The sequence below is a fragment of the Stenotrophomonas sp. STEN029 genome, from assembly GCF_056760015.1.
Genome location: NZ_JBRREC010000099.1, coordinates 1 through 17,856, shown reverse-complemented (window position 1 = coordinate 17,856; position 17,856 = coordinate 1). Strand labels below are relative to the sequence as shown.

Here is a 17,856-nt window from a genome sequence, read left to right as displayed (position 1 = left end):
CGGGAGAGGGGTTGGGGTGAGGGTAGCTTTTCGCGGAAAGTCCGGATGATCTGAATGGCTGAGGCTGCGGCACGGATGGATTTGTACTTCCGCTTCGCCCGCGTGGATAATGCTGCTCCCCGAGGGAAGCGGCTGGGCGGGCGTATTCACATCCGAGCCTGTTCAGGGTTTGCCTGGCTCCAGCCGATACAGGTGCTAGGCTTGGGCGGGGTAGGGTGCTCGACGCAGTACCGTTAGTCCTGTTGCCCGGCCTTCTCACTGCCGCACCTGCCTCTGGCCATTCATTCCGCAGTTAGCCGGGGCATCCGTATCCGCGCACATCGGCGGTGTGGTTGCCAGGGGCGGAACGCGCTTATACGCGGGAAACCCCCGCAAATCCTGCTGTTTCCTGAAGCACCCCATACCTCGGCAGAGGGGTGAGTTGCAATAGGAAAAGAATACTGACAGAATGCACGACCACTCGCGGAAGTGCCCGTTTACGGGAATTCCGCAACCAGCGAAAAGAGGGGCAGGACGCACCTCGTATTCGCCAGACAAGGACAGGTCGCATGGGAGGCACTCCGTTCAACGGGGTGTTTTTTGTGCGTTTGAACATGTCTGGGGCGGGCCGGGAAACCGGGCCGCCCTGCTGTTATGAAAGGATTCGCGCGACGGGCAGTGCTTCGGCGCTAAACGTCGTTTTCATGGGGTTCGGCACACTCAGGGGCCGGACCTGTCGCTCTTTAGACCCATAGGAATACCGTCATGGCGGACCAAAAGATCCGAATTCGGTTGAAGGCGTTTGATCATCGTTTGATCGACCGTTCGGCCAGCGAGATCGTTGAAACGGCAAAGCGGACCGGCGCGCAAGTGCGTGGCCCGATCCCCCTGCCCACCAAGATCGAGCGTTACACCATCCTCGTCTCCCCGCACGTCGACAAGGACGCGCGTGACCAGTACGAGACCCGCACGCACAAGCGCGTGCTCGATATCGTCGACCCCAACGACAAGACCGTGGACGCGCTGATGAAGCTCGAACTGGCTGCCGGCGTCGACGTTCAGATCAAGCTGACCTGAGGACTACGACCATGACGAAGAAATATTCGTTGGGCTTCGTGGGCCGCAAGGCTGGCATGAGCCGCGTTTTCACCGAAGATGGCCAGTCCATCCCGGTGACCCTGATTGAAGCAACCCCGAACCGCATCGCGCAGATCAAGACCGTCGAAACCGACGGCTACAGCGCCGTGCAGGTGACCGTCGGCGCTCGTCGCGCTGCGCTGGTCAACAAGCCGGAAGCCGGTCACTTCGCCAAGGCGAAGGTCGAAGCCGGTCGTGGCCTGTGGGAATTCCGCGTTGAAGACGCACAGATCGGCGATTTCGCCGTCGGTGGCGAAATCAAGGCAGACATCTTTGAAGTCGGCCAGACGGTTGACGTCCAGGGCGTCACCAAGGGTAAGGGCTTCCAGGGCACCATCAAGCGCTACAACTTCCGTATGGGCGATGCAACCCACGGTAACTCGCTGTCGCATCGCGCGCCGGGTTCCTTGGGCCAGCGCCAGACCCCGGGTCGCGTTTTCCCGGGCAAGAAGATGTCCGGCCACATGGGTTCGGTGCAGCAGAGCACGCAGAACCTGGAAGTGGTCAAGGTCGATGTCGAGCGTGGTCTGATTGCCATCCGCGGCGCCGTGCCTGGCGCAGCCGGTGGTGACGTGATCGTGCGTCCGGCTAGCAAGGCATAAGGAGAGATGACGATGGAACTCGTTATCACGGGTAGCAACAACAAGGTCTCGGTCTCCGAAGCCGTGTTCGGTCGCGATTTCAGCGAAGATCTGGTTCACCAGGTCGTCGTTGCTTACCGCAACGCCGCACGTTCGGGCACCAAGGCACAGAAGACGCGTTCTGAAGTGGCTGGTACCACCAAGAAGTCGAAGAAGCAGAAGGGTGGTGGCGCTCGTCACGGTGCCCTGACCGCTCCGATCTTCGTCGGCGGTGGTGTCACCTTCGCGGCCAAGCCGCGTAGCTTCGAACAGAAGGTCAATCGCAAGCAGTATCGCGCCGCCATGTGCGCCATCCTGTCCGAGCTGAACCGCCAGGGTCGCCTGACCATCGTTGAGTCGTTCGATGTCGAAGCGACCAGCACCAAGGCCCTGACCACCAAGCTGGCTGGCCTGGAAGTGGGCAAGCGTCCGCTGATCGTCACCGAAGAAGCTTCCGAGCACCTGTACCTGTCCGCTCGCAACCTGCCGTATGTGCAGGTGCGTGACGTGCAGGGCCTGGACCCGGTTTCGCTGGTCGGTGCCGACACGGTCGTCATCACCGCTGACGCGGTCAAGAAGGTCGAGGAGTGGCTGGCATGAGCGCCAACGAAAAAATCTTCAGCGTGCTGCGTGCACCGCGAGTCTCTGAAAAGACCGCGCGCCTGCAGGAAATCTCCAACCAATACGTCTTCGAAGTTTCGAACGAAGCCACCAAGGCCGATGTAAAGGCCGCGGTTGAGCAGCTGTTCGACGTCAAGGTCGAGTCGGTCAACGTGCTGAACGTGAAGGGCAAGAACAAGTCCTTCCGTAACCGTGCAGGCCGCCGCGGCGATTGGCGCAAGGCGTATGTGCGTCTCGCCGATGGCCAGTCCATCGATGTAACGGCCAAGGCCTGAGGTACATCCCATGCCATTGATGAAATTCAAACCCACTTCTCCCGGCCGTCGTTCGGCCGTGCGCGTGGTCACTCCTGATCTGCACAAAGGCGCGCCGCATGCTGCGTTGCTGGAGCCGCAGAGCAAGTCCGGCGGTCGTAACCACCACGGCCGCATCACCACCCGTCACGTGGGTGGTGGTCACAAGCAGCACTACCGTCTGATCGACTTCAAGCGCAACAAGGAAGGCATTCCGGCACGCGTGGAACGTATCGAATACGATCCGAACCGCACTGCCCATATCGCCCTGCTGTGCTACGTCGACGGCGAGCGTCGCTACATCATCGCCCCGAAGGGCCTGAAGGCTGGTGACCAGGTCATCTCGGGCGCTCACGCCCCGATCAAGACCGGCAACACCCTGCCGCTGCGCAACATCCCGGTCGGTACCACCGTCCACGGGATCGAGCTGAAGCCGGGCAAGGGCGCCCAGATCGCCCGTGCTGCTGGTGCAGGCGTGCAGCTGGTCGCTCGTGAAGGCATCTACGCCACCCTGCGCCTGCGCTCTGGTGAAATGCGTAAGGTGCCGGTCGAATGCCGCGCCACCATCGGTGAAGTCGGTAACGACGAGCACAACCTGGAAAAGCTGGGCAAGGCTGGCGCCAAGCGCTGGCGCGGTGTCAAGCCGACCGTCCGCGGTGCGGCCATGAACCCGGTTGATCACCCGCACGGTGGTGGTGAAGCCAAGGCCGGCCAGGGTAATCCGCATCCGGTCACCCCGTGGGGCGTTCCGACCAAGGGTTACAAGACGCGCCATAACAAGCGCACTCAGCAGTTCATCGTCCGCGATCGTAGGGGCTAATCGACCATGGCACGTTCACTCAAGAAGGGCCCGTTCGTCGATCACCACCTCGTCAAGAAGGTGGAGGCCGCTGCGGGCAGCAAGAAGCCGATCAAAACCTGGTCGCGCCGTTCGATGATCCTGCCGGAAATGGTAGGCGTCACCATCGCCGTTCATAACGGCAAGAACCACGTTCCAGTGCTCGTCAACGAGAACATGGTCGGCCACAAGCTCGGCGAATTTGCCGTCACCCGGACCTTCAAGGGTCACGGTGGCGACAAGAAGTCGGGCAAGTAAGGAGAGATGACAATGGAAGCGAAAGCAATCCTGCGCTCCGCGCGCATCTCTGCGCAGAAGGCTCGTCTGGTCGCTGACCAGGTGCGCGGTCTGCCGGCCGAGCGTGCGGTCAACCTGCTGAAGTTTTCGGATAAGAAGGCTGCCCACCTGATCAAGAAGGTGGTGGAGTCGGCTATCGCAAATGCCGAAAACAACCAGGGCGCTGACGTCGACGAGCTGAAGGTCAAGACCATCATGGTTGATGAAGGTCCGACCCTGAAGCGTTTCATGGCGCGGGCGAAAGGCCGCGGTACCCGCATCCTCAAGCGCACCAGCCACATCACTGTGGTTGTGGGCGCCGGCAAGTAAGCGGAAAGGATAAAGACCATGGGTCATAAAGTTCATCCGGTTGGTATCCGCCTCGGTATTTCCAAGGACTGGAACTCCAAGTGGTACGCCAACAAGGCCGAGTTTGCTGGTTACCTGGCAGCCGACCTGAAAGTTCGCGAGATGCTGCGCAAGAAGCTTGCTCAGGCCGGTATCTCCAAGATCCTCATCGAGCGTCCGGCAAAGACGGCTCGCGTGACGATCCACACCGCCCGTCCGGGCGTGGTGATCGGCAAGCGTGGTGAGGACATCGAAAAGCTGCGTAAGGAAGTGAGCGAAATGATGGGCGTCCCGGCGCACATCAACGTCACCGAAGTGCGCAAGCCGGAGTTGGACGCACAGCTGGTTGCCGAGTCGATCGCGCAGCAGCTGGAGCGCCGCATCATGTTCCGCCGCGCAATGAAGCGCTCGGTCGGCAACGCGATGCGCCTGGGTGCCCTGGGCATCAAGGTCAACGTCGGCGGCCGCTTGAACGGCGCTGAAATCGCCCGTTCGGAGTGGTACCGCGAAGGCCGCGTGCCGTTGCACACCCTGCGTGCGGATATCGACTACGGTTTCGCTGAAGCCAGCACCACCTACGGCATCATCGGCATCAAGGTCTGGATCTACAAGGGTGAAGTCTTTGATTTCTCCCAGGTTGGCCAGGAAAAGCAGGACGACAGCCCGCGCAACGATCGTAACGATCGCGGCGACCGCGGTGACCGTCCGTCGCGCCCGGCTCGTGAAGCGAGGTAACGGCAATGTTGCAACCCAAGCGAACCAAATACCGCAAGATGTTCAAGGGCCGCAATGACGGCCTGAGCTGGAGCGCCAACGCCGTCAGCTTCGGCGAGTTCGGCCTGAAGGCTACTGCCCACGGTCAGCTGACCGCGCGTCAGATCGAAGCGGCTCGCCGCTCGATCAGCCGCTACGTCAAGCGCGGCGGCAAGATGTGGATCCGTGTGTTCCCCGACAAGCCGATCACCAAGAAGCCCATCGAAGTCCGAATGGGTGCTGGTAAGGGTGGCGTGGAATACTGGGTCGCCCAGATCCAGCCGGGCCGCATGATTTATGAAGTCGAGGGTGTGACCGAGGAAGTGGCACGCGAGGCGTTCCGCCTGGCCGCTGCCAAGCTCTCGGTGACCACCACTTTCGTAACCCGGACGGTGCGCTGATGGACATCAAACAACTCCGCGAGAAGTCGGCTGACGAACTCAAGGCCCACCTGACCGACCTGCGTAAGGAGCAGTTCTCGCTCCGTATGCAGCAGGTCACCGGCCAGCTGCCGAAGACCCACGAAACCCGCCGGGTGCGTCGCGAGATTGCTCGCGTCAAGCACCTGATCGGCAGCACGAAGTAAGGATGGCTGCGATGAGCGAAAATACTGAAAAGAAGACGCTGCGCACGGTCGAAGGCCGTGTCGTCAGCAACAAGATGGACAAGACGGTCACCGTGTTGGTGGAGCGCCAGGTCAAGCACCCGTTGTACGGCAAGTACATCAAGCGCTCGACCAAGCTGCACGCACACGACGCCGACAACGCCTGCAATGAAGGCGATGTCGTGCGCGTGACCGAGATTGCTCCGATGTCCAAGACCAAGAACTGGCGTGTGGTGGAAGTCATCACGCGTGCGGCTGAATAAGGAGATCTGACTCATGATCCAGATGCAGAGCTACCTTGATGCTGCGGACAATTCCGGTGCCAAGGAACTGATGTGCATCAAGGTGCTTGGTGGTTCCAAGCGCCGTTATGCCCACATCGGCGACATCATCAAGGTCACCGTGAAGGACGCAATCCCGCGCGGCAAAGTCAAGAAGGGTGAAGTGTATGACGCCGTCGTGGTGCGTACCCGCAAGGGTGTGCGTCGCGCCGATGGCTCGCTGATCCGTTTCGACGGCAACGCTGCGGTCCTGCTCAACAACAAGCAAGAGCCGATCGGCACCCGCATCTTCGGACCGGTGACCCGTGAACTTCGTTCCGAGAAGTTCATGAAGATCGTCTCGCTCGCTCCCGAAGTTCTGTGAGCGCCAGGAGATAGTCATGGCTAACCGTATCAAGAAGGGCGACCAGGTCGTCGTCAACACCGGCAAGGACAAGGGCAAGCAGGGCGAAGTCGTCCGCGTCGACGGCGATCGTGTGATCGTCGCCAACGTGAACATCGTCAAGCGCCACACCAAGCCGAACCCGCAGGCAGGCGTTGCCGGCGGCGTGGTCGAGCGTGAAGCGTCGATCCATATCTCCAACGTGAATGTGCTGAACCCGGCTTCGGGCAAGGGCGAGCGCGTTGGCTTCAAGGTGCTGGAGGATGGACGCAAACTGCGTGTGTTCCGCTCCAGCGGTGAGGCGCTCGACGCCTAAGGACTGACCGATGAATTCACGTCTCGAAAAGTTTTACAAGGAAGAAGTGGTACCGGCGCTGACCAAGCAGTTCGGTTACACCAATCCGATGGAAGTGCCGCGCCTGGTCAAGATCACCCTGAACATGGGTGTGGGCGAAGCTGCGACCAACAAGAAGGTTCTTGAGAACGCCGTTGCCGACATGACCAAGATCACCGGCCAGAAGCCGGTGGTCACCAAGTCGCGCGTCTCGGTGGCTTCGTTCAAGATCCGTGACGGTTGGCCGATCGGCTGCAAGGTCACGCTGCGTCGTGACACCATGTTTGAGTTCCTGGATCGCCTGATCAACATCTCGCTGCCGCGCGTGCGTGACTTCCGCGGCGTGTCGGGTCGTTCGTTCGACGGTCGTGGCAACTACAACATGGGTGTGAAGGAACAGATCATCTTCCCGGAAATCGACTTCGACGCCGTCGACGCGATCCGCGGCATGGATATCGCCATCACCACCACCGCCAAGACCGACGCGGAAGCGAAGGCGCTGCTCGCAGCGTTCAAGTTCCCGTTCCGTAACTGATTCGTCGAGGATACAGAAATGGCAAAGACCTCAATGGTCAACCGCGACATCAAGCGGAAGAAGCTGGCTCTGAAGTACGCCGACAAGCGTGCTGCTCTGAAGAAGATCGTGTCCTCCGTGGACGCGAGCTACGAAGAGAAGATCGAGGCTGCAACCAAGTTGTCGAAGCTGCCGCGCGATTCGTCGCCGAGCCGCCACCGCAACCGTTGCGAACTGTCGGGTCGTCCGCGTGGCGTGTACAGCAAGTTCGGCCTCGGCCGCAACAAGCTGCGCGAAGCCACCATGCGTGGTGACGTGCCGGGCCTGCGCAAGGCAAGCTGGTAAGCAACAACCCGCTGGGCGGACCGAAAGGCCCGCCCAGCAGGGCTTTCGGGTCAATCTGAAGGCAAAACAAAAAGTCCGACGCAAGTCGGGCTTTTTGTCGTATAATCCCGCTTCTTGCCTGCCCGAAATGGCGGCAGGTGCGTCAAGGGCCCTGGCCCATCCCAGGAAAACACGAGATTTTCGCGAAAGCGGATATCGGTGCACTCAAAGGTATCTACATGAGCATGACTGATCCCATCGCCGACCTGCTGGTCCGCATCAAGAATGCGGCAGCGGTTGGCAAGCAGACGGTGAAAGCCCCGTCGTCCAAGGTCAAGGTGGCCATTGCCCAGGTCCTGAAGGACGAGGGTTACATCGCCGACCTGCGCGTCAACAACATCGAAAACAACAAGGCCGAACTCGAAATCGTCCTGAAGTACTTCGAAGGCAAGCCGGTCATCGCGACCCTGAAGCGCTTCTCGCGTTCGGGCCTGCGCCAGTACCGTGGCAAGTCTGAACTGCCGAAGGTCCTGAACGGCCTGGGCGTCGCCATCATTTCCACCTCCAAGGGCATCATGACTGATGCGCAGGCGCGCCAGTTGGGCGTCGGCGGCGAAGTCCTGTGCTTCGTGGCCTAAGGGAAGGAGTCCACTATGTCCCGCGTAGCCAAGAAGCCGATCAACCTGCCCAAGGGCGTTGAACTGACCATCCAGCCGGAAGTTGTGAGCGTGAAGGGCCCGAAGGGCACCCTGTCGCTGAACAAGACCGCTGGCGTAGAAATCACTCTCGATAACGGCGTTGCCACGCTGAGCCCGAAGGACATCTCCTTCGACGCGCTGGCCGGCACCGTGCGTGCGATCCTGGCCAACATGGTGCAGGGCGTGTCCGAAGGCTTCGAGCGCAAGCTTGAGCTGGTCGGCGTGGGTTACCGCGCTGCCATGCAGGGCAAGGACCTGAACCTGTCGCTGGGCTTCTCCCACCCTGTCGTGTTCGTGGCGCCGGAAGGCATCACCCTGTCGACCCCGACGCAGACGGAAATCGTCGTGCAGGGCGTGGACAAGCAGGTTGTCGGTGAAGTCGCCGCCAAGATCCGTGGTTACCGTCCGCCGGAGCCCTATAAGGGCAAGGGTGTGAAGTACGCCGGTGAAGTCATCATTCGCAAGGAAGCCAAGAAGGCCTAATTCTTAGGTTTTCAGCTTTCGAGGATAAAGAACATGAACAAGAACATCGCCCGTCTGCGTCGCGCCAAGTCGACCCGTTCGCACATCCGTACCCTGGGCGTTGCACGTCTGTCGGTGCTGCGCACCGGTCAGCACCTGTACGCACAGGTCTTCACCGCCGACGGCTCCAAGGTGCTGGCTGCTGCCAACACCGCACAGGCCGAAGTCAAGGAAGGCCTGAAGAGCGGCAAGAACATCGACGCTGCCACCAAGGTCGGCAAGTTGATCGCCGAGCGCGCCAAGGCTGCTGGTATCGAGAAGGTCGCTTTCGACCGCTCGGGCTACCGCTACCACGGTCGCATCAAGGCGCTTGCTGATGCTGCCCGCGAAGGCGGCCTGCAGTTCTAAGCAATACAGGAAAGGGGCCTCTGGCCCCTTTCCGCCTGCCTGCCGGTACGGGTTTGTACCGGGCGCCACTCGTTCTTCTGCAGCGTCTGGCGATTCACTGCTTCACTACACAACCATAAGCGGCATCGAGCCGTACATACCCAATCAATCAAGGAATCGAAATGGCAGAAGAGCGTCAGCAGCGGGGTCGCGATCGCGACCGTAACCGCGAAGAGAAAATCGACGACGGCATGATCGAGAAGCTGGTCGCGGTCAACCGCGTCAGCAAGACCGTCAAGGGTGGCCGTCAGTTCACCTTCACCGCACTGACCGTGGTCGGTGATGGCGAAGGCAAGGTCGGCTTCGGTTATGGCAAGGCACGCGAAGTGCCGGTCGCCATCCAGAAGTCGATGGAGCAGGCCCGCAAGAACCAGGTCAGCGTTGATCTGAACAACGGCACGTTGTGGCACACCATCAAGGATGGTCACGGCGCAGCTCGCGTGTTCATGCAGCCGGCTTCGGAAGGTACTGGCGTCATCGCCGGTGGTGCCATGCGCGCCGTGCTGGAAGCCGTTGGCGTGAAGAACGTCCTGGCCAAGGCAACCGGTTCGCGTAACCCGATCAACCTGGTCCGCGCCACCCTGAAGGGTCTGGCTGGTGCACAGTCCCCGGCCCGTATTGCTGCCAAGCGCGGCAAGAAGTTGGAGGATCTGAACCATGGCTAATGAAACCGTCAAGACTGTAAAGGTGCGCCTGGTGCGCGGCCTGCGTGGCACCCAGTCGCGTCACCGCCTGTCGGTGCGTGCCCTGGGCCTGAACAAGCTCAATGATGTGCGTGAACTGAAAGACAGCCCGCAGGTTCGCGGTCTGATCAACAAGGTTCAGTACCTCGTCCAGGTTGAGGAGTAATCGACCATGACTATGCGTCTCAATGAACTGAGCCCGGCACCGGGCGCCCGTACCGAGCGTACCCGCGTCGGTCGCGGCATCGGCTCCGGCCTGGGCAAGACCTGCGGCCGCGGCCACAAGGGTTCGTTCGCTCGCAAGGGCGGCGGCAAGATCAAGGCTGGCTTCGAAGGCGGCCAGACCCCGATGCAGCGTCGTCTGCCGAAGATCGGCTTCTTCTCGCACAAGGCCAAGGACACCGCGGAAGTGCTGTCCTACCACCTTGATCGCCTGGAAGCTGGTGAGATCGACCTGGCCGCACTGCGTGCAGCCAAGCTGATCCCGTCGACCGCGAAGAAGGCCAAGGTCGTCTTCAAGGGCGAGCTGAGCAAGGCATTCACCCTGAAGGGTATTGCTGCTACTGCCGGCGCCAAGGCCGCGATTGAAGCTGCCGGCGGCAGCGTACAGGAGTAACTGGAACATGGCGCAAGCTGGCATCGGTAACCTCGCGGCAGGGGCGGGCAAGTTCACTGAACTTCGCCAACGCCTTCTGTTCGTACTTGGGGCATTGCTCGTCTATCGCATCGGCTGTTATGTGCCGGTGCCGGGCGTCAATCCCGAGGCCATGCTTGCGCTGATGCAGGCGCAGGGCGGCGGCATCGTGGACATGTTCAACATGTTCTCGGGCGGCGCCCTGCACCGTTTCAGTATCTTCGCGTTGAACGTGATGCCGTATATCTCGGCATCCATCGTGATGCAGCTGGCGGTCCACATCTTCCCGGCCCTGAAGGCGATGCAGAAGGAAGGTGAGTCGGGTCGTCGCAAGATCACCCAGTATTCGCGCATTGGCGCGGTGCTCCTGGCGGTGGTGCAGGGCGGCAGTATCGCGCTGGCACTGCAGAACCAGGTGTCGCCGGGCGGTGCACCGGTGGTGTACGCCCCGGGCATGGGCTTCGTGTTGACCGCGATCATCGCGCTCACCGCAGGCACCATCTTCCTGATGTGGGTAGGTGAGCAGGTGACGGAGCGTGGCATCGGCAACGGTGTGTCGCTGATCATCTTCGCAGGCATCGTGGCTGGCTTGCCGGCTGCCGTGATCCATACCGTCGAAGCCTATCGTGACGGCAACATGAGCTTCATCTCGTTGCTGATCATCGTGCTGGTGGTGCTGGCTTTCACCTACTTCGTGGTGTTCGTGGAGCGCGGTCAGCGTCGTATCACGGTCAATTACGCCCGCCGTCAGGGTGGCCGTAATGCCTATATGAACCAGACCTCGTTCCTGCCGCTGAAGCTCAACATGGCAGGCGTGATCCCGGCGATCTTCGCCTCCAGCATCCTTGCCTTCCCGGCAACGCTGGCGATGTGGTCCGGCCAGGCCAGCTCGGCCACATGGCTGCAGAAGGTGGCAAACGCGCTGGGTCCGGGCGAGCCGCTGCACATGATCGTGTTTGCTGCGCTGATCACCGGTTTTGCGTTCTTCTACACCGCGCTGGTGTTCAACTCGCAGGAAACCGCTGACAACCTGAAGAAGTCGGGCGCGCTGATCCCGGGTATCCGTCCGGGCAAGGCAACCGCGGATTACATCGATGCCGTGCTGACCCGCCTGACGGCTGCTGGCTCGCTGTACCTGGTGATCGTCTGCCTGCTGCCGGAAATCATGCGTACCCAGCTCAACGCCTCCTTCTACTTCGGCGGCACCTCGCTGCTGATCGTGGTGGTGGTGGTTATGGATTTCATCGCACAGGTCCAGGCACATCTGATGTCGCACCAGTACGAGAGCCTGTTGAAGAAGGCCAACCTGAAGGGCGGCAACCGCGGTGGTTTTGCACGCGGCTGATTCACCGGTTATACTTTCCGCTTCATAGCGAGAAACCCGCTCCGGTTCCCGGGGCGGTTTTCCAAACAGAAGGGCGGCCCCTGCAGCGGTTTCGGGTGGGGGTGTGATGTGGTTGTTCCGCGCGGGAGTAGCGCGGGCGGCTCGGAGACTTCTCTCCTTGCCAGGCACATCCGGCGCCGGAGCATGGGCACACTCCCCACGCCGGGCTTGTGGAACTGTATGTTCCACGGGCTTCCAAGCAAACCGAAGCCTTGTTAGTATCGCTAGTTCACATTTTTGATCCATCCTGCCGGATTGGCGCGCCTCATGGTGCGTATTCGGCCATCACTCAGCTGGAGAACCGCGTCATGGCGCGTATTGCAGGCGTCAACCTGCCAGCCCAGAAGCATGTCTGGGTCGGGTTGCAAAGCATTTACGGCATCGGCCGTACCCGTTCGAAGAAGGTCTGCGAAGTTGCAGGCGTTGCTTCGACCACCAAAATCCGCGATCTGTCGGAACCGGAAATCGATCGTCTGCGCCTGGAAGTAGGCAAGTACATCGTTGAAGGCGATCTGCGTCGCGAAATCGGCATTGCCATCAAGCGCCTGATGGACCTGGGCTGCTATCGCGGCCTGCGTCACCGTCGTGGTCTCCCGCTGCGTGGTCAGCGCACCAAGACCAATGCACGTACCCGTAAGGGTCCGCGCAAGGCTCTGAAGAAGTAAGGGACCTAGATAATGGCTAAGCCCGCTGCTGCAAAAACCAAGAAGAAGATCAAGCGCGTCATCACTGATGGCGTTGCCCACGTCCACGCTTCGTTCAACAACACCATCGTGACCATCACCGACCGTCAGGGCAATGCACTGTCCTGGGCGACCTCCGGTGGCGCTGGCTTCCGTGGTTCGCGTAAGTCGACTCCGTTCGCCGCTCAGGTTGCCGCCGAAAAGGCTGGCAAGGCTGCGCTGGATTACGGCCTGAAGTCGCTGGAAGTCCGCATCAAGGGTCCGGGTCCGGGCCGTGAGTCGGCCGTACGTTCGTTGAACAACGTCGGCTACAAGATCACCAACATCATCGACGTGACGCCAATCCCGCACAACGGGTGCCGTCCGCCGAAGAAGCGTCGCGTCTAAAGGAGCGATAAGAAATGGCTCGTTATATCGGTCCTACCTGTAAGCTCGCCCGCCGCGAAGGCGCCGACCTCTCCCTGAAGAGCCCGGCCCGCGCGTTGGATTCCAAGTGCAAGCTGGAGCAGAAGCCCGGCCAGCACGGCGCCACTGCCCGTAAGGGCAAGCTGTCCGACTACGCTACCCAGCTGCGCGAAAAGCAGAAGGTCAAGCGTATCTACGGTCTGCTGGAGCGTCAGTTCCGCAACTACTACAAGAAGGCCTCGACCAAGAAGGGCAACACTGGCGAGAACCTGCTGCAGTTGTTGGAAACCCGTCTGGACAACGTCGTCTACCGCATGGGCTTCGCAGTGACCCGTCCGGCTGCCCGTCAGCTGGTCTCGCACCGCGGTGTCACGGTCAACGGCAAGTCGGTGAACCTGGCTTCGTACCAGGTCAAGGCCGGCGACGCGATTGCGCTGTCCGAGAAGGCTGCCAAGCAGCTGCGCGTCCAGGAAGCCCTGGTCGTTGCCGAGCAGCACGACCTCAGCCCGTCGTGGGTCGAAGTCGATTCGAAGAAGTTCAGCGGCGTCTTCAAGGCTGTGCCGGATCGTGCGGACCTGCCTGCGGATATCAACGAAGCGCTGATCGTCGAGTTGTATTCGAAGTAATTCACAATGGAGAACCTCCGGGTTGCACCGGAGGTTCGCAGGAGAACCCGCAACATGACGGTTACCGCAAACCAGGTTCTGCGTCCTCGCGGTCCGCAGATCGAACGCCTTACCGAGACCCGCGCCAAGGTCGTGATCGAGCCTTTGGAGCGTGGTTACGGGCATACGCTGGGCAACGCCCTGCGTCGCGTGCTGCTGTCGTCCATCCCGGGCTTCGCCATTACCGAAGTCGAGATCGACGGCGTGTTGCACGAGTACACCACTCTGGAAGGCCTGCAGGAGGACGTGCTTGACGTCCTGCTGAACCTGAAGGACGTGGCGATCCGTATGCACACCGGCGACAGCGCCACTGTTTCCCTGTCCAAGCAGGGTCCGGGTGTTGTCACCGCTGCCGACATCAAGGTTGACCACAACGTCGAAGTGATCAACGGCGACCATGTGATCTGCAACCTGACCAAGGACACTGCGATCAACATGCGTTTGAAGGTCGAGCGTGGCTTCGGCTACCAGCCGGCTGCCGCACGTCGTCGTCCGGACGAAGAATCGCGTGCGATTGGTCGTCTGGTGTTGGACGCTTCGTTCTCGCCGGTCCGCCGCGTCGCTTATGCGGTGGAAGCCGCTCGCGTCGAACAGCGTACCGACTTGGACAAGCTGGTCATTGATATCGAAACCAACGGCACGATCGATGCCGAGGAAGCTGTCCGCACCGCGGCCGACATCCTCAGCGATCAGCTGTCGGTGTTCGGTGATTTCACCCACCGCGACCGCGGTGCAGCCAAGCCGGCCAACAACGGCGTGGATCCGGTGCTGCTGCGCCCGATCGACGACCTGGAACTGACCGTGCGTTCGGCCAACTGCCTCAAGGCTGAGAGCATCTACTACATCGGCGATCTGATCCAGAAGACCGAAGTCGAGCTGCTCAAGACCCCGAACCTCGGCAAGAAGTCGCTGACCGAGATCAAGGAAGTGCTGGCCCAGCGCGGTCTGTCGCTTGGCATGAAGCTGGAGAACTGGCCGCCGGCCGGTGTCGCCGCTCACGGCATGCTCGGCTGATAAGCAATACCTGTTCCCCCGCATGGGTGACCATGCGGGGGAATATTGTTTCAGCAGTACCCGCATTGACGGTTAAACAACGCCGCAATGCCGGTCGTCCAGGACGGGTGACCAGGACCATCCGCAGTCCACTTTCAACGCCAGGATGGCGACAACGATGTCCAACGTCTCACCATTAACCAAGGAATAAACCCATGCGTCACATGAAGTCGGGCCGCAAGTTCAACCGCACCAGCGCCCACCGCGAAGCAATGTTCAAGAACATGGCTGCGTCGCTGTTCAAGCACCAGCTGATCAAGACCACCCTGCCGAAGGCCAAGGAACTGCGCCGCGTTGCCGAGCCGCTGATCACCCTGGCCAAGGTTGATTCGGTTGCCAACCGTCGTCTGGCGTTCGCCCGCCTGCGTGACAAGGAAGCCGTTGGCGTCCTGTTCACCGTGCTGGGCCCGCGCTACGCCAACCGTCCGGGCGGCTACCTGCGCCTGCTGAAGTGCGGCTTCCGCGCTGGCGACAACGCTCCGATGGCTTACGTTGAGCTGGTTGACCGTCCGGTCGCCGTCGCGGAAGAAGTCGGCGAGTAATCGCACGCTTCCGTCCATCGACGGATGCAGGAAAAGCCCGGCATAAGCCGGGCTTTTTTGTTCATGTGGTTACAGCTGCCATCACTGCTGATCGCGCGCGGGCGGCCTGTTACTCTTGTTGCATTGTTCACTCCGGAAAGTTGCGATGAACCCTTTGCGTTGGAGTTTCCGCGCGCAGTGCCTGCTGGGCTTGCTGACCTGTGCTGGCCTGCTCGCATTTGCGATCTACATGCAGATCCAGATGGGGCTGGAGCCATGCCCGCTGTGCATCTACCAGCGCATCGCGTTCGCCGCCGTCGGCGTGCTGTTCCTGCTCGGGGCATTGCACGGGCCGAGCAGTCGCGGTGGTCGTGCCGGCTATGGCGTGTTGACCTTCCTGGCAGCCGTGGTGGGCATCGGCATCGCCGGGCGCCACGTCTACGTGCAGTTGTTGCCGAAGGACCTCGGCAGCAGCTGTGGCCCGCCGCTGAGCTTCCTGGCTGAAACCATGGGGCCGTTCGAGGTGTTCCGCACCGTGCTGACCGGCACTGGTGACTGCGGCAACATCGACTGGACCTTCCTCGGCCTGAGCATGCCGATGTGGAGCCTGGTGTGGTTTGTACTGCTTGCGGGTTGGGCGCTGTATGCCGGCCTGCGCACACGCAAAAAACGTTTGATCTGACTTTTTCACTTCTTTGATTGGTATCTGCATGAACGCTACTTCCTCCCCGTCATCCGCCGCCACCGCCAGCAGCTGGGCGCCGGATAGCTGGCGTGGCAAGCCCGCGCTGCAGATGCCGACGTACCCCGATCCGCAGGCGCTGGAGGCCGCGTTGAGCGAACTGCGGCAACTGCCGCCGCTGGTGACCTCGTGGGAGATCTTCGCGCTCAAGCAGCAGCTGGCCGAGGCGCAGGAAGGCAAGCGTTTCCTGCTGCAGGGCGGTGACTGTGCCGAGAACTTCGTCGACTGCGAGTCGGGCACGATCTCCAACCGGCTCAAGGTGCTGCTGCAGATGAGCCTGGTGATGGTGCATGGCCTGCGCATGCCGGTTATCCGCGTTGGCCGCTTTGCCGGCCAGTACGCCAAGCCGCGCTCGGCCGATACCGAAACCCGCGACGGGGTGACCTTGCCCAGCTACCGCGGCGACGTGATCAATGCGCCTGGCTTCACCGAGCCCGCGCGCGTTCCCGACCCGCAGCGGATGATCACCGCGCATTCGCGTTCGGCGCTGACGATGAACTTCGTGCGTGCGCTGATCGATGGCGGCTTCGCCGACCTGCACCACCCCGAGTACTGGAACCTGGCGTGGATGCGCTGCTCGCCGTTGGCCGAGGAGTACCAGGAAATGGTCGCCTCGATCGGTGATGCGGTGCGCTTCATGGAGACCTTGTCGGGCTCACAGGTGCACAACCTCAATCGCGTGGATTTCTACACCTCGCACGAGGCTTTGCTGTTGCCCTACGAGCAGGCGCTGACCCGGCAGGTGCCGCGCCAGAGCGGTTGGTTCAACCTGAGCACGCACTACCCGTGGATCGGCATGCGCACCGCGGCGCTGGATGGCGCCCACGTGGAGTACCTGCGCGGCGTGCGTAATCCGATCGCGATCAAGGTGGGGCCGTCGGTGCAGCCGGATCAGCTGCTGCGATTGATCGACGTGTTGAACCCGGATGATGAGCCGGGCCGCCTGAGCTTCATCCACCGCATGGGCGCGAACCAGATCGCCGACAAGTTGCCGCCACTGCTGGATGCGATCAAGCGCGATGGGCGCCGCGTGCTGTGGGTCTGCGATGCCATGCATGGCAACACCGAGAGCACCAGCAACGGTTACAAGACCCGGCGGTTTGACAACATCCGCAGCGAGGTCGAGATGTCCTTCGACCTGCACGCAGCGGCCGGAACGCGCCTGGGCGGCGTGCACCTGGAATTGACTGGCGAGGATGTCACCGAGTGCACCGGCGGCGCCCGCGAGCTCACCGAGCGCGATCTGGAGCGTGCCTACCGTTCCAGTGTCGACCCGCGGCTGAACTACGAGCAGTCGCTGGAGATCGCCATGGCCATCGTCCGCAAGCAGGGCTGACGGCCGCACTTGCATTGCCGAGCCATGCTTGGCAGAGGCGTTACCGGTAAAGCCGAACCTGTAGTGCCGAGCCATGCTCGGCAGAGGCGTTACCGGTAAAGCCGAACCTGTAGTGCCGAGCCATGCTCGGCAGAGGTGTTACCGGTAAAGCCGAACCTGTATTGCCGAGCCATGCTCGGCAGGAGAGTTACCGGTAATGCCACATGCCGAGCATGGCTCGGCACTACGGGTGGAGCCGTAAAGCCCCGACGGACGTTCTTGATCGCCGGCATCAGGCTGCAGTGATGTCCAGTCCAAAGCTGCGCCTCGGGCGCGTATCGCTGCCCAACAACACCTATTCAATCACCACGGTGACAGCTGGGCGAATGCCGCTGTTTGCGAATCGCAAGAACGCCGAGCAGATGATCGAGTCGCTCCATCATTGCGAGCTCGCCGGCATCACCCACAGCCTTGCCTGGGTAGTGATGCCTGATCACCTGCATTGGCTGCTTCAGTTGCAATCCGGATCGTTGGGCGGATGTCTGCAGCGGCTGAAATCACGCTCGGCAAGATCCATCGGTGCTTCGGGTTCGATCTGGCAGGCTGGATACCACGACCACGCAATCAGGCGTGATGAATCATTGCTGGGCGTGGCGAATTACCTGCTGCATAACCCGGTGCGGGCTGGCCTATGCGACAGGCCGCAGGAGTATCCGTACGCGTGGTGCCGATGGGGCTGGCAGCTCTAATGCGCTGATGTAGTGGGGGGGCCGGGGCGGGCGGGGGGGGGGGGCGCGAGCCGAAGAGCAGGCGGAGGGCGGCCGCGCCGGGCAGGCCGCGGGAGAGGACGCCGACGGCGG

30 protein-coding genes are annotated in these 17,856 nt (G+C 61.5%); all 30 read left to right on the top strand.

Going from position 1 to position 17,856, the window contains the following annotated elements:
* The first annotated feature begins 744 nt into the window (after positions 1-744).
* The 30 genes from rpsJ to ACVOLI_RS17620 all read left to right on the top strand — a co-directional run bounded on the left by rpsJ (position 745) and on the right by ACVOLI_RS17620 (position 17,745).
* Positions 745-1,056, top strand: a complete 312-nt coding sequence (rpsJ, locus tag ACVOLI_RS17765; protein WP_010341589.1) for a 30S ribosomal protein S10 — start codon at positions 745-747, stop codon at positions 1,054-1,056.
* An 11-nt stretch (positions 1,057-1,067) separates the two neighbouring features.
* Positions 1,068-1,718, top strand: a complete 651-nt coding sequence (rplC, locus tag ACVOLI_RS17760) for a 50S ribosomal protein L3 (protein WP_282270285.1) — start codon at positions 1,068-1,070, stop codon at positions 1,716-1,718.
* 12 nt (positions 1,719-1,730) lie between these two features.
* Positions 1,731-2,336, top strand: a complete 606-nt coding sequence (gene rplD / locus ACVOLI_RS17755; RefSeq protein ID WP_282270283.1) for a 50S ribosomal protein L4 — start codon at positions 1,731-1,733, stop codon at positions 2,334-2,336.
* The gene (rplW, locus tag ACVOLI_RS17750) at positions 2,333-2,632 is read left to right on the top strand and encodes a 50S ribosomal protein L23 (RefSeq protein ID WP_057629589.1); all 300 of its coding nucleotides are present in this window, start codon (positions 2,333-2,335) and stop codon (positions 2,630-2,632) included. Before rplD ends, rplW begins: the two co-directional genes overlap by 4 nt.
* A 10-nt stretch (positions 2,633-2,642) precedes the next feature.
* Positions 2,643-3,470: a 50S ribosomal protein L2 gene (gene rplB / locus ACVOLI_RS17745; protein ID WP_057629590.1), complete on the top strand. Its 828-nt coding sequence runs from the start codon at positions 2,643-2,645 to the stop codon at positions 3,468-3,470.
* A 6-nt stretch (positions 3,471-3,476) separates the two neighbouring features.
* Positions 3,477-3,746: a 30S ribosomal protein S19 gene (gene rpsS / locus ACVOLI_RS17740; protein ID WP_057629591.1), complete on the top strand. Its 270-nt coding sequence runs from the start codon at positions 3,477-3,479 to the stop codon at positions 3,744-3,746.
* 12 nt (positions 3,747-3,758) lie between these two features.
* On the top strand, positions 3,759-4,094 hold the full coding sequence (gene rplV / locus ACVOLI_RS17735; protein WP_054657198.1) for a 50S ribosomal protein L22: 336 nt from the start codon (positions 3,759-3,761) through the stop codon (positions 4,092-4,094).
* An 18-nt stretch (positions 4,095-4,112) separates the two neighbouring features.
* Positions 4,113-4,847, top strand: coding sequence for a 30S ribosomal protein S3 (gene rpsC / locus ACVOLI_RS17730; protein ID WP_057629592.1), 735 nt, complete (start codon positions 4,113-4,115; stop codon positions 4,845-4,847).
* A gap of 5 nt (positions 4,848-4,852) precedes the next feature.
* Positions 4,853-5,266 (top strand): 50S ribosomal protein L16, encoded by a 414-nt coding sequence (gene rplP / locus ACVOLI_RS17725; RefSeq protein WP_282270271.1) that lies wholly within the window; start codon positions 4,853-4,855, stop codon positions 5,264-5,266.
* A complete protein-coding gene (gene rpmC / locus ACVOLI_RS17720; RefSeq protein ID WP_054657204.1) occupies positions 5,266-5,451 on the top strand; it encodes a 50S ribosomal protein L29 in 186 nt (61 codons plus the stop codon). Before rplP ends, rpmC begins: the two co-directional genes overlap by 1 nt.
* A gap of 11 nt (positions 5,452-5,462) precedes the next feature.
* Positions 5,463-5,732, top strand: a complete 270-nt coding sequence (rpsQ, locus tag ACVOLI_RS17715; RefSeq protein WP_303749032.1) for a 30S ribosomal protein S17 — start codon at positions 5,463-5,465, stop codon at positions 5,730-5,732.
* A 13-nt stretch (positions 5,733-5,745) separates the two neighbouring features.
* Complete coding sequence (gene rplN / locus ACVOLI_RS17710; protein ID WP_019186153.1) at positions 5,746-6,114, top strand: 50S ribosomal protein L14; 369 nt, start codon at positions 5,746-5,748, stop codon at positions 6,112-6,114.
* A 16-nt stretch (positions 6,115-6,130) separates the two neighbouring features.
* Positions 6,131-6,448 carry a 50S ribosomal protein L24 gene (rplX, locus tag ACVOLI_RS17705; protein WP_017355416.1) on the top strand — a complete coding sequence of 106 codons (318 nt, stop codon included), beginning with the start codon at positions 6,131-6,133 and terminating at the stop codon, positions 6,446-6,448.
* A gap of 10 nt (positions 6,449-6,458) precedes the next feature.
* Complete coding sequence (gene rplE, locus ACVOLI_RS17700) at positions 6,459-7,001, top strand: 50S ribosomal protein L5 (protein WP_132862506.1); 543 nt, start codon at positions 6,459-6,461, stop codon at positions 6,999-7,001.
* Between the two features lie 18 nt (positions 7,002-7,019).
* Positions 7,020-7,325 carry a 30S ribosomal protein S14 gene (gene rpsN, locus ACVOLI_RS17695; RefSeq protein ID WP_282270266.1) on the top strand — a complete coding sequence of 102 codons (306 nt, stop codon included), beginning with the start codon at positions 7,020-7,022 and terminating at the stop codon, positions 7,323-7,325.
* A gap of 218 nt (positions 7,326-7,543) precedes the next feature.
* Entirely contained in the window at positions 7,544-7,942 is a 399-nt protein-coding gene (gene rpsH / locus ACVOLI_RS17690; RefSeq protein WP_296253885.1) for a 30S ribosomal protein S8, read from the top strand.
* Between the two features lie 15 nt (positions 7,943-7,957).
* Positions 7,958-8,485 (top strand): 50S ribosomal protein L6, encoded by a 528-nt coding sequence (rplF, locus tag ACVOLI_RS17685; RefSeq protein ID WP_282270262.1) that lies wholly within the window; start codon positions 7,958-7,960, stop codon positions 8,483-8,485.
* Between the two features lie 33 nt (positions 8,486-8,518).
* On the top strand, positions 8,519-8,872 hold the full coding sequence (gene rplR, locus ACVOLI_RS17680) for a 50S ribosomal protein L18 (protein ID WP_062169024.1): 354 nt from the start codon (positions 8,519-8,521) through the stop codon (positions 8,870-8,872).
* A gap of 161 nt (positions 8,873-9,033) precedes the next feature.
* Entirely contained in the window at positions 9,034-9,576 is a 543-nt protein-coding gene (gene rpsE / locus ACVOLI_RS17675; protein WP_282270259.1) for a 30S ribosomal protein S5, read from the top strand.
* Positions 9,569-9,760 carry a 50S ribosomal protein L30 gene (gene rpmD / locus ACVOLI_RS17670; RefSeq protein WP_062169020.1) on the top strand — a complete coding sequence of 64 codons (192 nt, stop codon included), beginning with the start codon at positions 9,569-9,571 and terminating at the stop codon, positions 9,758-9,760. Before rpsE ends, rpmD begins: the two co-directional genes overlap by 8 nt.
* Before the next feature lie 6 nt (positions 9,761-9,766).
* Positions 9,767-10,210, top strand: coding sequence for a 50S ribosomal protein L15 (gene rplO, locus ACVOLI_RS17665; protein ID WP_057629603.1), 444 nt, complete (start codon positions 9,767-9,769; stop codon positions 10,208-10,210).
* 7 nt (positions 10,211-10,217) lie between these two features.
* The gene (gene secY, locus ACVOLI_RS17660; RefSeq protein ID WP_282270254.1) at positions 10,218-11,573 is read left to right on the top strand and encodes a preprotein translocase subunit SecY; all 1,356 of its coding nucleotides are present in this window, start codon (positions 10,218-10,220) and stop codon (positions 11,571-11,573) included.
* A 347-nt stretch (positions 11,574-11,920) separates the two neighbouring features.
* A complete protein-coding gene (rpsM, locus tag ACVOLI_RS17655) occupies positions 11,921-12,277 on the top strand; it encodes a 30S ribosomal protein S13 (protein ID WP_057629605.1) in 357 nt (118 codons plus the stop codon).
* A gap of 12 nt (positions 12,278-12,289) precedes the next feature.
* On the top strand, positions 12,290-12,682 hold the full coding sequence (gene rpsK, locus ACVOLI_RS17650) for a 30S ribosomal protein S11 (protein ID WP_057629606.1): 393 nt from the start codon (positions 12,290-12,292) through the stop codon (positions 12,680-12,682).
* 14 nt (positions 12,683-12,696) lie between these two features.
* On the top strand, positions 12,697-13,326 hold the full coding sequence (gene rpsD / locus ACVOLI_RS17645; RefSeq protein ID WP_057633112.1) for a 30S ribosomal protein S4: 630 nt from the start codon (positions 12,697-12,699) through the stop codon (positions 13,324-13,326).
* Between the two features lie 54 nt (positions 13,327-13,380).
* A complete protein-coding gene (locus ACVOLI_RS17640; RefSeq protein ID WP_062169013.1) occupies positions 13,381-14,379 on the top strand; it encodes a DNA-directed RNA polymerase subunit alpha in 999 nt (332 codons plus the stop codon).
* A 194-nt stretch (positions 14,380-14,573) separates the two neighbouring features.
* The gene (gene rplQ / locus ACVOLI_RS17635; RefSeq protein ID WP_282270242.1) at positions 14,574-14,960 is read left to right on the top strand and encodes a 50S ribosomal protein L17; all 387 of its coding nucleotides are present in this window, start codon (positions 14,574-14,576) and stop codon (positions 14,958-14,960) included.
* Positions 14,961-15,105: 145 nt separating this feature from the next.
* Positions 15,106-15,621, top strand: a complete 516-nt coding sequence (locus ACVOLI_RS17630) for a disulfide bond formation protein B (RefSeq protein ID WP_481615392.1) — start codon at positions 15,106-15,108, stop codon at positions 15,619-15,621.
* A 28-nt stretch (positions 15,622-15,649) separates the two neighbouring features.
* Entirely contained in the window at positions 15,650-17,017 is a 1,368-nt protein-coding gene (locus ACVOLI_RS17625) for a class II 3-deoxy-7-phosphoheptulonate synthase (protein ID WP_481615391.1), read from the top strand.
* 284 nt (positions 17,018-17,301) lie between these two features.
* Positions 17,302-17,745 (top strand): REP-associated tyrosine transposase, encoded by a 444-nt coding sequence (locus ACVOLI_RS17620; RefSeq protein ID WP_481615393.1) that lies wholly within the window; start codon positions 17,302-17,304, stop codon positions 17,743-17,745.
* Positions 17,746-17,856: the final 111 nt, after the last annotated feature.

Bases quoted from the DNA above. Each gene is read 5' to 3' on its own strand.
- rplF (WP_282270262.1), top strand. From the start codon at position 7,958: ATGTCCCGCGTAGCCAAGAAGCCGATCAACCTGCCCAAGGGCGTTGAA.
- rpsH (WP_296253885.1), top strand. From the start codon at position 7,544: ATGAGCATGACTGATCCCATCGCCGACCTGCTGGTCCGCATCAAGAAT.
- rplE (WP_132862506.1), top strand. From the start codon at position 6,459: ATGAATTCACGTCTCGAAAAGTTTTACAAGGAAGAAGTGGTACCGGCG.
- rpsM (WP_057629605.1), top strand. From the start codon at position 11,921: ATGGCGCGTATTGCAGGCGTCAACCTGCCAGCCCAGAAGCATGTCTGG.
- rplC (WP_282270285.1), top strand. From the start codon at position 1,068: ATGACGAAGAAATATTCGTTGGGCTTCGTGGGCCGCAAGGCTGGCATG.
- rplW (WP_057629589.1), top strand. From the start codon at position 2,333: ATGAGCGCCAACGAAAAAATCTTCAGCGTGCTGCGTGCACCGCGAGTC.
- rplB (WP_057629590.1), top strand. From the start codon at position 2,643: ATGCCATTGATGAAATTCAAACCCACTTCTCCCGGCCGTCGTTCGGCC.
- rplR (WP_062169024.1), top strand. From the start codon at position 8,519: ATGAACAAGAACATCGCCCGTCTGCGTCGCGCCAAGTCGACCCGTTCG.
- rplV (WP_054657198.1), top strand. From the start codon at position 3,759: ATGGAAGCGAAAGCAATCCTGCGCTCCGCGCGCATCTCTGCGCAGAAG.
- ACVOLI_RS17630 (WP_481615392.1), top strand. From the start codon at position 15,106: ATGAACCCTTTGCGTTGGAGTTTCCGCGCGCAGTGCCTGCTGGGCTTG.
- rplQ (WP_282270242.1), top strand. From the start codon at position 14,574: ATGCGTCACATGAAGTCGGGCCGCAAGTTCAACCGCACCAGCGCCCAC.
- rpmD (WP_062169020.1), top strand. From the start codon at position 9,569: ATGGCTAATGAAACCGTCAAGACTGTAAAGGTGCGCCTGGTGCGCGGC.
- rpsD (WP_057633112.1), top strand. From the start codon at position 12,697: ATGGCTCGTTATATCGGTCCTACCTGTAAGCTCGCCCGCCGCGAAGGC.
- rplP (WP_282270271.1), top strand. From the start codon at position 4,853: ATGTTGCAACCCAAGCGAACCAAATACCGCAAGATGTTCAAGGGCCGC.
- rpsQ (WP_303749032.1), top strand. From the start codon at position 5,463: ATGAGCGAAAATACTGAAAAGAAGACGCTGCGCACGGTCGAAGGCCGT.
- ACVOLI_RS17640 (WP_062169013.1), top strand. From the start codon at position 13,381: ATGACGGTTACCGCAAACCAGGTTCTGCGTCCTCGCGGTCCGCAGATC.
- rplX (WP_017355416.1), top strand. From the start codon at position 6,131: ATGGCTAACCGTATCAAGAAGGGCGACCAGGTCGTCGTCAACACCGGC.
- rpsN (WP_282270266.1), top strand. From the start codon at position 7,020: ATGGCAAAGACCTCAATGGTCAACCGCGACATCAAGCGGAAGAAGCTG.
- rplO (WP_057629603.1), top strand. From the start codon at position 9,767: ATGACTATGCGTCTCAATGAACTGAGCCCGGCACCGGGCGCCCGTACC.
- rpsJ (WP_010341589.1), top strand. From the start codon at position 745: ATGGCGGACCAAAAGATCCGAATTCGGTTGAAGGCGTTTGATCATCGT.
- rplD (WP_282270283.1), top strand. From the start codon at position 1,731: ATGGAACTCGTTATCACGGGTAGCAACAACAAGGTCTCGGTCTCCGAA.
- rpsK (WP_057629606.1), top strand. From the start codon at position 12,290: ATGGCTAAGCCCGCTGCTGCAAAAACCAAGAAGAAGATCAAGCGCGTC.
- rpmC (WP_054657204.1), top strand. From the start codon at position 5,266: ATGGACATCAAACAACTCCGCGAGAAGTCGGCTGACGAACTCAAGGCC.
- rpsC (WP_057629592.1), top strand. From the start codon at position 4,113: ATGGGTCATAAAGTTCATCCGGTTGGTATCCGCCTCGGTATTTCCAAG.
- rpsE (WP_282270259.1), top strand. From the start codon at position 9,034: ATGGCAGAAGAGCGTCAGCAGCGGGGTCGCGATCGCGACCGTAACCGC.
- rpsS (WP_057629591.1), top strand. From the start codon at position 3,477: ATGGCACGTTCACTCAAGAAGGGCCCGTTCGTCGATCACCACCTCGTC.
- ACVOLI_RS17625 (WP_481615391.1), top strand. From the start codon at position 15,650: ATGAACGCTACTTCCTCCCCGTCATCCGCCGCCACCGCCAGCAGCTGG.
- rplN (WP_019186153.1), top strand. From the start codon at position 5,746: ATGATCCAGATGCAGAGCTACCTTGATGCTGCGGACAATTCCGGTGCC.
- secY (WP_282270254.1), top strand. From the start codon at position 10,218: ATGGCGCAAGCTGGCATCGGTAACCTCGCGGCAGGGGCGGGCAAGTTC.
- ACVOLI_RS17620 (WP_481615393.1), top strand. From the start codon at position 17,302: ATGTCCAGTCCAAAGCTGCGCCTCGGGCGCGTATCGCTGCCCAACAAC.